The sequence below is a fragment of the Rhodococcus sp. Z6_132 genome, assembly GCF_058133635.1.
Genome location: NZ_JBYUNP010000001.1, coordinates 428,372 through 441,862 on the forward strand (window position 1 = coordinate 428,372; position 13,491 = coordinate 441,862).

Genomic DNA, 13,491 nt, shown 5'->3' on the forward strand with positions numbered 1-13,491 from the left:
CCCACCTGCAGGAACGGTCGTTGTCGAGCGAGCAGCCCTCCGTACCATCGGAGCAATGCGCGGCGCGTTCGACGTCTGGCAGCGGGGTGTGCGCGCCTACCTCGCCGCCGATCCCGGGCTGGCCCGCCTGCGCAGCGCCTCGGGCGTCACGCTGACGCTGGTGCTGGCGCTGCTGGTGCTCATCGTCGGCGCCAGGCTGGCCGACCAGCCGTTGCCCGTGGCCCTGCTCGGCGCGGTGGTCGGCACGCTGATCGCAGGGGCCAACCGCGAGCACACCGTGCGGGCCCGAGCCGTCACCACCGTGCTGGCCGCGCTGCCTGCGATGGCGTCGGTGACCCTCGCCGCCACCCTGAACGAGTGGCGCTACGCCGCCGACCTGGGCTTCGTGGCAGTGCTCTTCCTGGCCACCTGGGCTCGCCGCTTCGGGGTGCGGGGCGTGGTGCTGGGGATGGCCGCCTTCGTCGCCTACTTCTTCTCCCTCTTCCTGCACACCACGGTCAGCGAGGTGCCGCGGCTGCTGCTGTCGGTCCTCGTCGGCCTGGCCCTCGCCCTGCTGGTGCTCACCGTCCTGCTGCCCAACCGGCCGACGACCGAGCTGCACCGGCTGATGGCGGCCCTGCGCGCGGCCTGCGCGCTGGCGGTGGAGGCGGCCGTGCAGAAGCAGGCGCCCGACGCCGCCCACGACGCCCGCGGAGCCCAGCGACGGGAGCGGCACCTGCGCCGCCAGCTCGACCACTTGTCCACCTCGGCGCTGCTGATCGAGTCGTGGCTGGACACCTACGGCGCCGACCTGCACGCCACCGCCGGTGGGCAGCCGTTGTCGTTGGCGGTGTTCGACGCCCAGCTGTCCACCGAGCAGCTCGTGGACACGCTCATCCGGTCCGGCACCACCGACACCTGGCCGCCCGAGCAGCTGGCCGCCGTGGACGACGTTCGGGTGAGCCTGCGCGAGGGCTCGTCGGCCGACCAGCTGGACGAGGCCAGGCGCCACGTGCACGACTTGGCCGACCAGGCCGACACCCGAACGCCGGCCGGGCTGGCGACCTACCTGGCCGCGCACACCGTGGACGCTCACCTGACCGTGCGCGACCTCGCCCTGGACCGCGACCCGGCGTCCGGCGAGCAGGCGCCTGCTCCGGCCGAGCGCCGGGGCACCACCGCCCGGCGCCTGCCCCTGCCCCGCCTGCGCGGTCACCACCTGCGGTGGCGCGAGCCGCACCTGCTGCCGACCACCAAGGCTGCGCTGCAGGTGGCCGCCGCCGCCGTCGTGGCCACCGTCGTCGGCGACCTGGTCTCCCCTGAGCGGTGGTACTGGGCGGTGCTGACCGCCTTCGTGGTCTACAACGGCACCCAGAGCCGGGGCGACATCCTCACCCGCGCCTGGGAGCGCGTGCTCGGCACCTTCTTGGGCGTGCTGGCGGGAGTGGTCCTGGGGGCCCTGGTCGGGCGCCACACCACCGTCCAGCTGGTGCTGCTGGTGGCCTTCGTGTTCATCGCCTTCTACTCCCTGCAGATCTCGCGCACCGTGCAGGCCTTCTTCCTCACGATGATGCTGGCGATGCTCTACGGCCTGCTGGGGGTGTTCAGCGTCGACGTGCTGGCGCTGCGCCTGGAGGAGACCGCCGTGGGCGCGGCGATCGGGGTGGCGGCCGGATACCTCATCCTGCCCACCCGTACCCGCGACACCGTGGTCCGCAGCATCGACCACTACCTGGACACGCTGAGCACCGTGATCCGGGGCAGCGTCGAGCAGGCGCTCGCCCCGGCCGGTGATGTGGACCTTCTCGGGCAGGGACGCGACCTGGACAAGGCGCTGCAGGGGGTGAGCACGTCCGCGACCCCGCTCACCCGCTGGCGCACGGTCCGCGTGAATCGGAGCATCCGGCAGTGGGTGCGGGTGCTGCGTGCCTGCGACAGCTACTCGCGGGTGCTGGCGAGGGCGGCGTACGCGCTCTCCTCGGGGGTGCCCAGTCCCGCACCGAGCCCGGTGGGCGACACCACCCAGCCACCGCGTGCGGGTGCAGATGCGGCGACCACCGTTGGCGACCGACCGGCTGGTGCGCTGCGTGCCGTGAGCGAGGAGATCGACGCACACGTCAGCGCGCTGCAGGCGCTGCTGCACGGAGAGCCGGTCCAGCCGGTGTCACCGGTGCGGCCGGCGCTGGAGGACGTGCTGGGCGACCGAGTCCCTGCCCACGGCCGGGACGGGTCCCTGGAGACGGCGGTGTTCGCGCTGACCCGGATCGACCGAGCGATGCTGGAGCTGCTGCCCCGGGACCCAGCGGAGTAGGCGCCTACCAGCGGGGGCGCTGGACCTCTTCCACCTTGGGGCGGACGTCAGCCAGGTAGACCCCGATCGCGACCACGCCGATCAGCCAGAGGAAGGGCACCTGGACGAGGACGACCGCGGTACCGACGCCCACGATGGCCAGCCACTTGTTCTTGGTCAGCTTGTCTGCCGCGGTGAACGCGTCCGGACGCTGCCGGATGGCGTGCACCAGGGAGAACAGGCCGGCAATCGCGACGCAGACCTGGAGCGCGAGCAGGACGTATCCGGCGCCGGGGAGCATGCACCGATGATACGTGCCGGAGCGGCCTGGCGGCGAAGTTGCTGTGCCGTCGGCAGAGCCGAGCCGCGGGCTCCCGGCAGACATGCCTCAGCCCCCCGGGATCGCCGGGGGGCTGAGGTACGAGAGCGGCCGGATCAGCTCTTGGTGCTGCTGCTGGTGCTCGTGCCGCCGGTGGTGCGCGCCGTCGCCGTGTTCTGTGCCTTGGTGGCGGTGTTCTTGGTGTCGGTCGCCGTCTTCGACGCGGTGGACGCCGTCTTGGTGGCAGTGCTGCGCGCCTTGCCCGCCTGGGCGCTGGCCTTGCTGGCCGCACCGCTGGCCTTGCTCGCCGTGGTGCTCGCCTTGCTCGCCGTGGTGCTGCGGGCGGCGCTGGCCTTCTTGGCCACGGTCGGCTTGCTGTCGGTGGTGCTCTTGGCGGAGGCAGCCTCGTTGGCCGTCTTGCGGGCGGTCGAGCGGATCTGGTGCGCGGTGTCCGCACCGGCCTCGCTCACCGCGGCGTTGGTGCGGCCGGTGACGCGCTCGGTGGCCCGGGCGGCCCGCTCGCCGATGGAGCGGGTCTGGCGCGCCACGGTGCCGAGCACCTCGTTGGTCAGGCCGCGGGCGTCCCCGGCGGCGTCCTCGGCGCGCTCCAGCGCCTCCTCGAGCTGGGGCTGCTTGCGCACCTTGGCCAGCAGGTCCTCGCCCCGCTCGGCCAGCGACACGTAGATCCCGGCCGCCACCTGCACGTAGGCGTCGGCCACCTTGCGCAGCTCCTCGGGGTCGAGCCTGGTGCGCAGCTCGGCGAGCTGGGCGTTGAGCTCCTCGGGCAGGTCGAAGACCCGGTCACGGGCGGTCTCGACGCTCTCCTCGGCCCGGGAACGGGCGTTGAGCACGGCCTCGGTGACCGAGGTCAGGGCGTAGTCGCCGGCGCCAAGTGCGGCGAGAAAGGGGGTCTTGGCCTGGTCAATGTTGTTCGGCATGTCGTGGCTCCTCAGGGTCAGGCGTGGTCGGTGGGTGGGGCGATCTGCTCGGCTGCGACGTTCTCCCGGCGGAAGGAGTCGTAGATCTCGATGAGCATCTGCTTCTGCCGCTCGGTGATCTGGGTGTCGGTGAGCACGGCGTCCAGGACGGGGCTGGCGTTCTTCTCCTCGAGAATCCCGGCCTGGACGTAGAGCACCTCAGCCGAGACCCGCAGCCCCTTGGCGATCTGCTGCAGCACTTCCGCGGACGGCTTGCGAAGCCCGCGCTCGATCTGGCTCAGGTACGGGTTGCTCACTCCCGCGAGCTTGGCCAGCTGACGCAGGGACACCTGCGCCGACTCGCGCTGCGCGCGGATGAAGCCTCCGAGGTCCTGCACCGCGGCGGTCACCGCGGCTCCTGCTGCCGCCACGATCTCTTCGGAAGCGGCTGCGCCCTCCTGGAGGGTCTCCGCAACACCCGACTCCCTCGGCTTGCGCCCGTTGTCGTCAGACATTGTGTTCACCTCCTGGTCAAGGACTCAGCAAGAACGCTAACGCCTTGTGCTAACTATTGCAAGCACTCTGCTAGCACTCTGGGCGTGAGGTGAACCACATCGTCACGCTCAGCGATCGCGCTAAAGCTGCTGGTCACAACCGCGCTGCCCCGACCCGTCCTGGACAGCCCGGCAGCGGGTGGCCCGCAGGTGCTAGCGGCTCGCCACCCGGCGGTACCGGTTCACGGCCAGCGGAAGGAACACCACGACGATGGCCAGCGAGGTGAGCAGGGAGTACAGGACGTCGTGCTGAGCGGGCCACCCGGTGGGCACCGCGAACTGTGCCGGTGCGCTGTTGCCGAACAGGCTGCGCGCGGCGGATGCCACCGCGGTCACCGGGTTCCACTCGGCAATCGCCCGCAGCGGCCCCGGGAGGCTGGCGGCGGAGACGAAGGCCGAGGAGATGAAGGTGAAGGGGAAGAGCCAGATGAGCCCGGCGCTCTGGGCCACCTCCACGTTGCGGGCCAGCAGACCCACCCAGGCGCCCACCATCGACATCGCGAACGCGAACAGCAGCAGCAGCGCGAAGGCCAGCACCGCCTCGCCGACGCTGCCATGGATGCGCCAGCCCACGACCAGCCCGCACAGCGCCATCACCACCAGGGTCACCGCGCTGAGCACTAGGTCGGAGGCGGACCGGCCCAAGATGACCGCCATCCGCGACATGGGCAGCGACCGCAACCGGTCGATGATGCCCTTCTGCAGGTCGTTGGCCAGACCGACGGTGGTGAACGCGGCGTTGAAGGCCACCGTCTGGGCGAAGATGCCGCCCAGCAAGAACTCCCGGTAGGACTCCCCACCCAGGCTGCTGCCGAACACGTAGGAGAACAGCAGCACGAACATCAGCGGCTGGACGGTGGCCCCGATCGCGAGGTCGGGGATGCGCACGATGGTGATGAGGTTGCGCCGGGTGACGACGGCACTGTCGCGCAGCGCCTTGACCGGGGTGGTCACTGCGGAGCTCCTTCGGTGGTGTCGGTCGCGTGGCCGGTGAGGGAGAGGAACACGTCGTCCAGGGTGGGGCGGTTGAGCGCCACGTCCAGCACGGTGATCCCGATGGCGTCCAGCTCGCGCAGCACCCGCACCAGGGTGGCGGAGCCCCCGTCCACGGTGACCCCGAGGTGACCGGTGTCCGCATCCACCGCCGGCTCGCCCGACCCGAGCCCGGCGAGCACCTCCAGCGCCTTCGGCTGGTCCTCCGCCGAGGCCAGCTCGATCTGCAGGCGCTCGCCGCCCACCTCGTTCTTCAGCTGGTCGGCCGTGCCGCGGGCGATCACCTTGCCCTTGTCGATGACCGCGATGCTGTGCGCGAGCTGGTCGGCCTCCTCCAGGTACTGGGTGGTGAGCAGCACGGTGGTGCCGTCCGCCACCAGACCGGTGATGACCGCCCACATGTCCAGCCGCCCCCGGGGGTCGAGGCCGGTGGTGGGCTCGTCCAGCACCACCACCGGGGGCCTGGCCACCAGGGCCCCGGCGAGGTCCAGGCGACGGCGCATGCCGCCGGAGTAGGTCTTGGCTGGGCGGTCGGCGGCCTCCTCCAGCCGGAAGTCGGTGAGCAGCTCCCGGGCGCGCGCCGTGGCCTGCCGGGTGGGCATGCCGTACAGCTGACCCACCATCCGCAGGTTCTCCAGGCCGGTGAGGTGCTCGTCCACCGCCGCGTACTGGCCGGACAGCCCGATATTGCTGCGCACCTCGTTGGCCTGGCGCACCACGTCCAGTCCCGCCACCTGCGCGGTGCCGGAGTCTGGACGGAGCAGCGTGGTGAGGATCCGGACCACGGTGGTCTTGCCCGCACCGTTGGGACCGAGCAGCCCCAGGACCGTGCCGGTGGGCACCTCCAGGTCCACCCCGTCCAGCGCGCGCACGCCGCCACGCCTGCCGCGGTAGATCTTGACCAGTCCCTCGGCCTGCACGGCGAGCTCCTGGACTCCGGTGGTGGTCGCGGTTCTGGTCATGCCGTCTCCTCGCGCGGGTGCCGTGTGCTCGACACCACAAACGTAGCGAGGGAGGGGGACAGTTCTCGCCCCATTTTTCGTCCAGCGAGCCGAGCGCACGGGCTCGGCGCCGCCTCGGCCGTTGCCCCGCACGGGCATCCGTTGCGAGGATGTCCCGATGACGACGGTGCTGATGCGAGCTGGTAGCCCTGGTGAGGACGGCGCGGCGCTGGCGGTGCCGGCATGAGCGCACTCGTCGACATCCCGTTCGCGACGGCCGACGGTGGCCAGGCGTCCCTGGCCGATCACGCCGGCGAGGTGGTCCTCGTCGTCAACGTGGCGTCCCAGTGCGGCCTGACCCCGCAGTACGAGGCGCTACAGGGCCTGCACAGCAGCCTGCAGGCGAGGGGCCTGACGGTGCTGGCGTTCCCGGCCAACAACTTCATGGGCCAGGAGCCGGGCACCGACGCCGAGATCGCCGACTTCTGCTCGACGCAGTACGCCGTCACCTTCCCGGTGCTGGCCAAGATCAGCGTGGTCGGCGACGACCAGCACCCGCTGTACGCCGAGCTGACGCGCCAAGCGCCGGCGGCCGCGGGCACGTCGGACTTCCGCGACAACCTGCGGGCCGCGGGGATCGAGCCCACCGAGGACCCGGACGTGCTCTGGAACTTCGAGAAGTTCCTGGTCAGCAAGCAGGGTGAGGTGGTGGCGCGCTTCGCGCCGTCGGTCGCACCCGACGCCCCCGAGATCGTCCGCGCGGTCGAGGCGGAGCTCGCCCGCTGAGACGGGGCCGGAGCCGGGTCAGCCGAACAGCAGGTCCGACACGGCGTAGATGACCAGGCCGGCCAGTGCGCCGACCACGGTGCCGTTGATGCGGATGAACTGCAGGTCACGACCCACCTGCAGCTCGATCTTGCGGCTGGTCTCCTGCGCGTCCCACCGGGCCACGGTGTCGGTGATGACCCCGGTGATCTCGTCGGCGTAGTTGCTCACCACGTACCGCAGGCTGCCCTCCAGCCAGCCGTCGACCTTGCCGCGCACCGCCGGGTCGTCGGCCAGCCGGGCACCCCAGGAGGCGACCAGGTCGCGGGCCCGCACCCGCAGCTCGCTGGAGGGGTCCTCCACCGCGTCCAGGATCATCCGCTTGGCGGTGCCCCAGGCGCTGGCCACCACGTTCTGCACCTCGGGGTGCTCCAGGATCTGCTGCTTGACCGACTCCGCCCGGGCGATGGTGTCCGGGTCGTGCTGCAGGTCCTCGGCGAACTCGGCCATGAACTTGTCCACCGCCTTGCGCATCTGGTGCTCGGGGTCGTCGCGCACCGCGCGGGCGAAGTCGAGCACCTCGCGGTGCAGCCGGTCGGCGAGCATGTCGTCCAGGAAGCGCGGCGACCACGCCGGCGCCTGCTGGCTGACCACCCGCACCACCGTGTCGTGGTTGACCAGCACCCAGTCGTAGGCCCGGTCGCAGATGAGGTCCACCAGGCGCTTGTGCTTGCCGTCGGCGAGCACCTCGGCCAGCAGCTTGCCCAGCGGCGGCCCCCAGGGGCGGTCCACCAGGCGGCGCACCAGGGTCGCGTCGATCACCTGCTGCACGTCCTCGTCCCGCAGCACCGTCACCGCGCCCCGAGCGAGCACCGCCGCCTCGGCGGTGATCCGCTCGGCGTTGGCCGGCTGGGCCACCCAGCGGCCGAGCCGCTCGGGCACCCGGGCCGCGCGCAGCTTGTCCACCACCACGTCCGGGGCCAGGAAGTTGGTGCCCACGAAGTCGCCCAGGCTCGCGCCGAGCTGGTCCTTCTTGCGCGGGATGATCGCGGTGTGCGGGATGGGGATGCGCAACGGGTGGCGGAACAGCGCGGTGACGGCGAACCAGTCCGCCAGGGCACCGACCATGCCCGCCTCGGCTGCGGTGCGCACGTAGCCCACCCAGCCGCCGGCCCCGATCGACTCCTGCCACCGGGCGAAGAGGAACACCACGGTGGCCGCCACCAGGAAGCCGGTGGCCACCACCTTCATCTTGCGCAGGTCAGCACGCTTGGTCTCGTCGTCCAGGGTGAGGTCCACGGCGTTCATCCTCCCAGGTGCGTGGCGAGGGCAGCGGGCCGGCGAGGCGAGCAGGCAGGATGGCGCAGGTGATGCCGCCTCCCCAGCTGGTGCCCCACCTGCAGCCGTTCGCCTCGACGATCTTCGCGGAGGTGACCGCGCTGGCCACCGAGCACGGGGCGATCAACCTGGGGCAGGGCTTCCCGGACACCGACGGCCCCGCCGCCATGCTGGAGGCAGCGCGCGCAGCCATCGCCGCGGGCCACAACCAGTACGCCCCCGGACCGGGCATCCCCGCGCTGCGCCAGGCCGTCGCGGCCGATCGCGCCACCCGCTACGGGCTGCACCACGACCCGGACACCGAGGTGCTGGTGACCGTGGGGGCCACCGAGGCGATCACCGCCGCGGTGCTGGCGCTGGTGCGCCCGGGCGAGGAGGTGGTGATGGTCGAGCCCTACTACGACTCCTACCCGGTGGCCGTGGCGATGGCCGGTGCCACCCGGCGCACCGTGGCGCTGGTGCGCGACGGCGACCGGTTCGCCCTGGACCTGGACGCGCTGCGTGCGGCGGTGAACCCGGCCACCCGCATGCTGCTGGTGAACTCCCCGCACAACCCCACCGGCACGGTGTTCACCACCGAGGAGCTGGCGGCCATCGCCGAGCTGGCCTGCGAGCACGACCTGGTGGTGCTCACTGACGAGGTCTACGAGCACCTGGTCTACGACGGGCGCGTGCACCAACCGCTGGCCGGGCTGCCCGGCATGGCCGAGCGCACGCTGTCGGTGTCGTCGGTGGCCAAGACCTTCAGCGCCACCGGCTGGAAGACCGGCTGGGTGTGCGGGCCCGCCGAGCTGGTGGCCGCGGTGCGCACCGCCAAGCAGTTCATGAGCTTCGTCGGCGCCACCCCGATGCAGCACGCCGCCGCCCACGCCCTCACCCACGAGCAGGCCTGGGTGCAGCAGCTGCGCACCGACCTGCAGGGCAAGCGCGACCTGCTGTCCACGGCGCTGGCCGAGGTGGGCTTCCGGGTGCACCCCAGCGAGGCCAGCTACTTCGTCTGTGCCGACGCCGCACCGCTGGGCGAGACCGACGCGGTGGCCCTGTGCACGCAGCTGCCGGTGCAGGTGGGGGTGGCGGCGGTGCCGGTGAGCGTGTTCTGCGACTCCCCCACCCGGGAGCAGCAGCCCTGGCGCCAGCTGCTGCGGTTCGCCTTCTGCAAGCGCGACGACGTGCTGCACGAGGCCGCCCGACGGCTGCACGCGCTCAGAGCATGCTGATCTTCTTGTACAGCCGCACCGAGGGCCCGCCCACCAGGCCGACCTCGTCCAGGAACGCCATCAGCTTGGCGGCGCTGTCGCGCAGCCGCGCGCGGTAGTGCTCGTTGGTCCTGGCCGCCGCCATCGCCCGCTTGGGGTCGAGCCCGGCCGCGGCGTACACGTCCGGGTGCACCAGGCTGGTGGTGATGAAGTAGGCGCCGGCGGCCAGCATCGCGCGCTCGCGGGCGCGCTGGGCCGCGGACATGCCCTGCACCCGGCGGGCGATCTCCTCGCGGGCGAAGCGCATGTGCCGCGCCTCCTCCAGCACGTGGATCTTGGCCGTGGTGCGGGTGATCGGCTGCACCCGCTCGTCCCGCATCCAGTCGCGCTGCATGACGCCGAGGATCTCCTCGGCCACCAGGATGCCGGCGTAGGCGGTGGCCCCCACCGCGGTGGCCTTGAAGACCCGGCCCAGCTCGAGGACGGTGCGCGAGGGCCGGTAGGCGGGAGCGCCGAAACGTTCGGCGGCGCGGGCGAACATGATCGAGTGGCGGCACTCGTCAGCGATCTCGGTGAGGGCAAACTGGAAGTGCGGCGTGGAAGCGTCCTGCCCGTAGATGTCCCGCACCACCATCTGCATGAGGATCATCTCGAACCAGATGCCGGTGCTCATGATGGAGGAGACCTCGTGCTTGGTCAGCGTGACCTGCTGCTCCAGGCTCATCTCCTCCCACAGCGACGTGCCGTAGAGGGTGCTCCACTCCGGCGTCAGGCCGAAGAGGTGGTCCGGGACCGGCGCCTGCCAGTCGACCTCGACCATCGGGTCGTAGGACTTCTTGGCCGCCGAGGACAGCAAGCGGCTGGCGATCTCCTGGCGGTCGGTCACCTTGACGCCCCGCGACGCGCTGCTGGTGGTGGTGCTCGACATGTGGTTCTCCCCGGCGCCCGGACGTACCCCAGCCGTGTGCACGCCCGGTCGCACTCGCGACCACCCGCCCGGTATGAAGCACATCATGTGATTGGATGTAACTGCTAACATGAGTAACATGAACCATGACGGCGATGCTGTCAAGGGTGAGCGGACCGATAGCCCCTCCGCCCCAAGGCCCCAGGGGCCGCGGCCTGCTGTTCCGGCCACCTGGGTGAAGACCATGACCTCCGCCGCAGCCACGGCCGCCGCGGTGGTGGACGAGGCGCGCTCGGCGCGGGTGGCCATCGACGGGCGCAAGAAGCGCTGGGACGAGCACAAGCGCGCCCGGCGCGAGGAGTTCGTGGACGGCGCGCTGGCAGCCATCCGGCGCAACGGCCCCCAGATCGGCATGGAGGACATCGCCGGCGAGCTGCAGGTGTCCAAGACGGTGCTCTACCGCCACTTCACCGACAAGAGCGACCTGGTCGACGCGATCCTCACCCGCATCGCCCAGACCGTCGCGCTGCCGCCGCTGCTGGCCGAGCTCTCCCAGGAGCGGGCCGACTTCGACCAGGCGCGGGCGCTGATCGGCGCCTACGTGCGCTCTGTCGCCGCCGAGCCCGAGCTCTACGGCTACGTGTTCACCCACAACCAGGAGGTGGGTGGCGCGGAGAGCGTGGTGGCCACCACCGAGCGGGTGATCGCCGAGGCGCTCTCCGGGCTGGTCGGTGACCGGCTGCGCACCATGGGCATGGACTCCGGCGGGGCGCAGCCGTGGGCCTACGGAGTGGTGGGCATGGTCCAGCTGGCCACGCACTGGTGGCTGGACAACCGCACCATGTCCTCCGACGCGCTGGTGGACTACCTGAGCATGCTCGTCTGGGGCGGGCTCGAGGGTGTGCTGCGTGCCGACGGCGCCCCCGCCAAGTTCGTCCCCGCCGCGGCGTCCGACCCGACCAGGCGGCTGCTCGGCGGACCCCTCACCCCTGATTCCGCCCCTGACCCGGACGCCGATCCCGACCAGAAGGACAGCCACGGATGAGCACACCGGAGGAGCACGACGATCCCGCGGGCTACCAGGGCCCGGCAACGGCGGCGCACGACGAGCACGAGCACGCCGTGGACCTCACCCTCTCCGGGCACTTCGAGCCCATTGGCGGCACGTACTCCTGGTACGGCCGGGTGCGCGGGCTGCCGCAGACCCCGAGCGGGACGACGCTGACGGTGCGCACCGACGCCGCCGAGGCACAGGTGGTGGTCACCGAGCAGGACCTGTGGGGCAACCACCTGGTGCGGGGCGTCGGCGCGCCCCCGTTCGAGGCCTTCGACGCCACCGTCCTGGACTAGGCGAGGCGGTAGAACCGCCACAGGTCGTGCTCGACGGGCAGGGTGTCCACCGAGGTGAACCCCGCCTGCCGCGCGTAGTCGCGCAGGGTGCTCTCCCGCATGACGGTCCCGGTGGCGGCCGAGCCCGGCGTGCTCATGCTGTCGGGCAGGCACACCGACAGGCTGAAGCCGTACATCAGCCGCTCCACCAGGTCACCCGGCGGGGCGAAGGCGCTGGCCACCTTCATGTCGGCCACCAGCACGGCCCCGCTCGGCGCGGCCAGGGCGCGCATGGCCGCCAGCGCCGGCACGGGGTGCGGCAGGTCGTGCAGGCACTCGAAGGCGGTCACCAGGTCGTAGCCGGCCTCCGCCCGCACGGTGGCGACGTCCTGCTCCCAGACCCGCACCCGCCCGTCCAGGCCGGCCTCGGCCACGTTGCGCCGGGCCAGCTCCACCGAGGCAGGGTCCAGCTCGAAGGCGTCCACCTGCACCCCGGGCAGGCCCTGCGCCAGCCCGATGGCCGACCACCCGCCGCCGCACCCCACGTCGGCCACCCGCGCCGGCGGGTCGGAGTGCAGCCTCAGCTGGACGTCGGGCAGGGTGGCCAGCCACTCCTGCGCGAGCAGGCCGAGGAAGCCGGGGCGGTTCAGGTCGGCCTGGGACTCCCGCATGTCGGTTCCGAACGCCGACCAGGGAACGCCCGTGCCGGCACGGAAGGCCTCCGCCACCGCGGGCACCTGCGCCGCCGCGGCCACCAGCTGACGGGCCAGCGGCGCCAGGTAGCCGAGGTCGTCGGCGCTGGCCAGCACCTGACCCACGCCCGGCTTGAGCCGGTAGCGCCGGTCGGCCGCCACGGCGGAGCTGGCGGCGAGCTCGACCAGGCCGGTCACGGCCTGCTGCTCCAGCCACTCCCGGGCTCCCCGCTCGCCGGTGCCGGTGGCCGCGGCCAGCTCGGTGGAGGACAGCGGCGGAGCGCCGTCCAGGCAGCGGTAGTAGCCGAGCCGGTCGCCCAGTGCCACCGCCATCAGGTCGAACATCCCGGCGGCTGAGCTCATCAGCCGGTCAGCGACCTCGGTCGCAGGATCCATGGCGGACCACCTCGCAGGACGGGTACGTCCTGCCAGTGTCCTCCGCTGGTCGAGCAGCACAACCCCTGGTCGACGGCGCTCCCGGCGCGCTCAGCGGCCCTGGAACTCCGGGCTGCGCTTGTCCCGGCGGGCCTGCTGCCCCTCGGCGAAGTCCGCGCTGGTCCAGCAGCGCTCGAACTCCGCCACCTCCCAGTCGGCGTTGGTGTCGGCCTCTCGTGCTCCGTCGGCGGTGAGGCCGTTGAGCACTCGCTTGGAGTAGGCCAGGCTGAGCGGCGCCAGGCTGGCGCAGTGCGTCGCCAGCTCCAGGGCGTCGGCGAGGTCGCCCTCCCCGTCGGCCAGCCCGCTGCGCAGCGCCTCGGCTGCGGTCACGGTCTGCGCGGTGAGCATCATCCGCCGGGCCATCCCGCCGCCGGCGAACATGGCCAGCCGGCGCAGCGTCCAGGCGTCGGCGGCCAGGCCGAGCTTGGCGGTGGGCACCCCGAACACGGCGGTGGGCGCGGCCACCCGCAGGTCGCAGCACACCGCTAGCTGGGTGCCCGCGCCGATGGCCGGCCCGTTCACCGCGGCGATCACCGGCACCGGGGCGTCGGTGACCGCCCGCAGCATCGCGCGCAGGGCGTCGAGGAACCCGTCGCCGTACACCCCGCCGAGGTCGGCGCCGGAGCAGAAGCTGGTGCCCGCGCCCGTGATCACCAGCGCGCGGGCACCGGCCTCGACGCTGCCGGTCACCGCCTCGCGCAGCTGGTCGCAGAGCTCGGTGCTGAGGGCGTTGCGGCGCTCCGGCCGGTCGATCTCCAAGATGGTGACGCGGCCGTGGTGGCTGGTGTTGATCATGGGTTCCAGTATCGCCCTGCCTGGTTCGGCCCTGGCCGGGT

General features: G+C 72.1%; 14 protein-coding genes. 5 read left to right on the forward strand and 9 right to left on the reverse strand.

Features of this window, described 5'->3' with window-relative positions:
- Positions 1-55 precede the first annotated feature (55 nt).
- Positions 56-2,290, forward strand: a complete 2,235-nt coding sequence (locus tag AC3YO9_RS01985; protein ID WP_489981948.1) for an FUSC family protein — start codon at positions 56-58, stop codon at positions 2,288-2,290.
- A gap of 4 nt (positions 2,291-2,294) precedes the next feature.
- Here AC3YO9_RS01985 and AC3YO9_RS01990 read toward each other — a convergent pair whose 3' ends face one another.
- The 5 genes from AC3YO9_RS01990 to AC3YO9_RS02010 form a co-directional block, all read right to left on the reverse strand.
- Entirely contained in the window at positions 2,295-2,570 is a 276-nt protein-coding gene (locus tag AC3YO9_RS01990) for a DUF2516 family protein (protein WP_127784090.1), read from the reverse strand.
- 134 nt (positions 2,571-2,704) lie between these two features.
- A complete protein-coding gene (locus AC3YO9_RS01995) occupies positions 2,705-3,526 on the reverse strand; it encodes a heparin-binding hemagglutinin (protein WP_489981949.1) in 822 nt (273 codons plus the stop codon).
- A 17-nt stretch (positions 3,527-3,543) separates the two neighbouring features.
- Positions 3,544-4,020 (reverse strand): helix-turn-helix domain-containing protein, encoded by a 477-nt coding sequence (locus AC3YO9_RS02000; RefSeq protein ID WP_489981950.1) that lies wholly within the window; start codon positions 4,018-4,020, stop codon positions 3,544-3,546.
- Between the two features lie 192 nt (positions 4,021-4,212).
- Positions 4,213-5,013, reverse strand: coding sequence for an ABC transporter permease (locus AC3YO9_RS02005; RefSeq protein WP_127784092.1), 801 nt, complete (start codon positions 5,011-5,013; stop codon positions 4,213-4,215).
- Positions 5,010-6,014 carry an ATP-binding cassette domain-containing protein gene (locus AC3YO9_RS02010; RefSeq protein WP_489981951.1) on the reverse strand — a complete coding sequence of 335 codons (1,005 nt, stop codon included), beginning with the start codon at positions 6,012-6,014 and terminating at the stop codon, positions 5,010-5,012. The genes AC3YO9_RS02005 and AC3YO9_RS02010 overlap by 4 nt, the downstream gene beginning before the upstream one ends.
- A 222-nt stretch (positions 6,015-6,236) precedes the next feature.
- Here AC3YO9_RS02010 and AC3YO9_RS02015 point away from each other — a divergent pair, with 222 nt between their 5' ends.
- Complete coding sequence (locus tag AC3YO9_RS02015; RefSeq protein WP_489981952.1) at positions 6,237-6,779, forward strand: glutathione peroxidase; 543 nt, start codon at positions 6,237-6,239, stop codon at positions 6,777-6,779.
- An 18-nt stretch (positions 6,780-6,797) separates the two neighbouring features.
- Here the strand turns inward: AC3YO9_RS02015 and AC3YO9_RS02020 are convergent, their stop codons facing one another.
- On the reverse strand, positions 6,798-8,066 hold the full coding sequence (locus tag AC3YO9_RS02020; RefSeq protein ID WP_206518031.1) for a DUF445 domain-containing protein: 1,269 nt from the start codon (positions 8,064-8,066) through the stop codon (positions 6,798-6,800).
- A 50-nt stretch (positions 8,067-8,116) separates the two neighbouring features.
- Between AC3YO9_RS02020 and AC3YO9_RS02025 the strand changes: the two genes are divergently transcribed.
- Positions 8,117-9,313, forward strand: a complete 1,197-nt coding sequence (locus AC3YO9_RS02025; RefSeq protein ID WP_489981953.1) for a pyridoxal phosphate-dependent aminotransferase — start codon at positions 8,117-8,119, stop codon at positions 9,311-9,313.
- On the opposite strand, the gene AC3YO9_RS02030 is transcribed toward AC3YO9_RS02025, so the two are convergent.
- On the reverse strand, positions 9,300-10,220 hold the full coding sequence (locus AC3YO9_RS02030) for an AurF N-oxygenase family protein (RefSeq protein ID WP_489981954.1): 921 nt from the start codon (positions 10,218-10,220) through the stop codon (positions 9,300-9,302). The two genes, AC3YO9_RS02025 and AC3YO9_RS02030, sit on opposite strands and share 14 nt — an antisense overlap.
- A 223-nt stretch (positions 10,221-10,443) precedes the next feature.
- Here AC3YO9_RS02030 and AC3YO9_RS02035 point away from each other — a divergent pair, with 223 nt between their 5' ends.
- Together AC3YO9_RS02035 and AC3YO9_RS02040 are read left to right on the forward strand one after the other, a co-directional pair.
- Positions 10,444-11,244, forward strand: a complete 801-nt coding sequence (locus AC3YO9_RS02035) for a TetR/AcrR family transcriptional regulator (protein WP_489981955.1) — start codon at positions 10,444-10,446, stop codon at positions 11,242-11,244.
- Positions 11,241-11,549 carry a DUF4873 domain-containing protein gene (locus tag AC3YO9_RS02040; RefSeq protein ID WP_127784098.1) on the forward strand — a complete coding sequence of 103 codons (309 nt, stop codon included), beginning with the start codon at positions 11,241-11,243 and terminating at the stop codon, positions 11,547-11,549. The genes AC3YO9_RS02035 and AC3YO9_RS02040 overlap by 4 nt, the downstream gene beginning before the upstream one ends.
- Here AC3YO9_RS02040 and AC3YO9_RS02045 read toward each other — a convergent pair.
- Positions 11,546-12,616 (reverse strand): methyltransferase domain-containing protein, encoded by a 1,071-nt coding sequence (locus tag AC3YO9_RS02045; RefSeq protein ID WP_489981956.1) that lies wholly within the window; start codon positions 12,614-12,616, stop codon positions 11,546-11,548. The genes AC3YO9_RS02040 and AC3YO9_RS02045 overlap by 4 nt on opposite strands.
- 90 nt (positions 12,617-12,706) lie before the next feature.
- Positions 12,707-13,450 carry an enoyl-CoA hydratase gene (locus AC3YO9_RS02050; protein WP_489981957.1) on the reverse strand — a complete coding sequence of 248 codons (744 nt, stop codon included), beginning with the start codon at positions 13,448-13,450 and terminating at the stop codon, positions 12,707-12,709.
- Between the last annotated feature and the right edge of the window lie 41 nt (positions 13,451-13,491).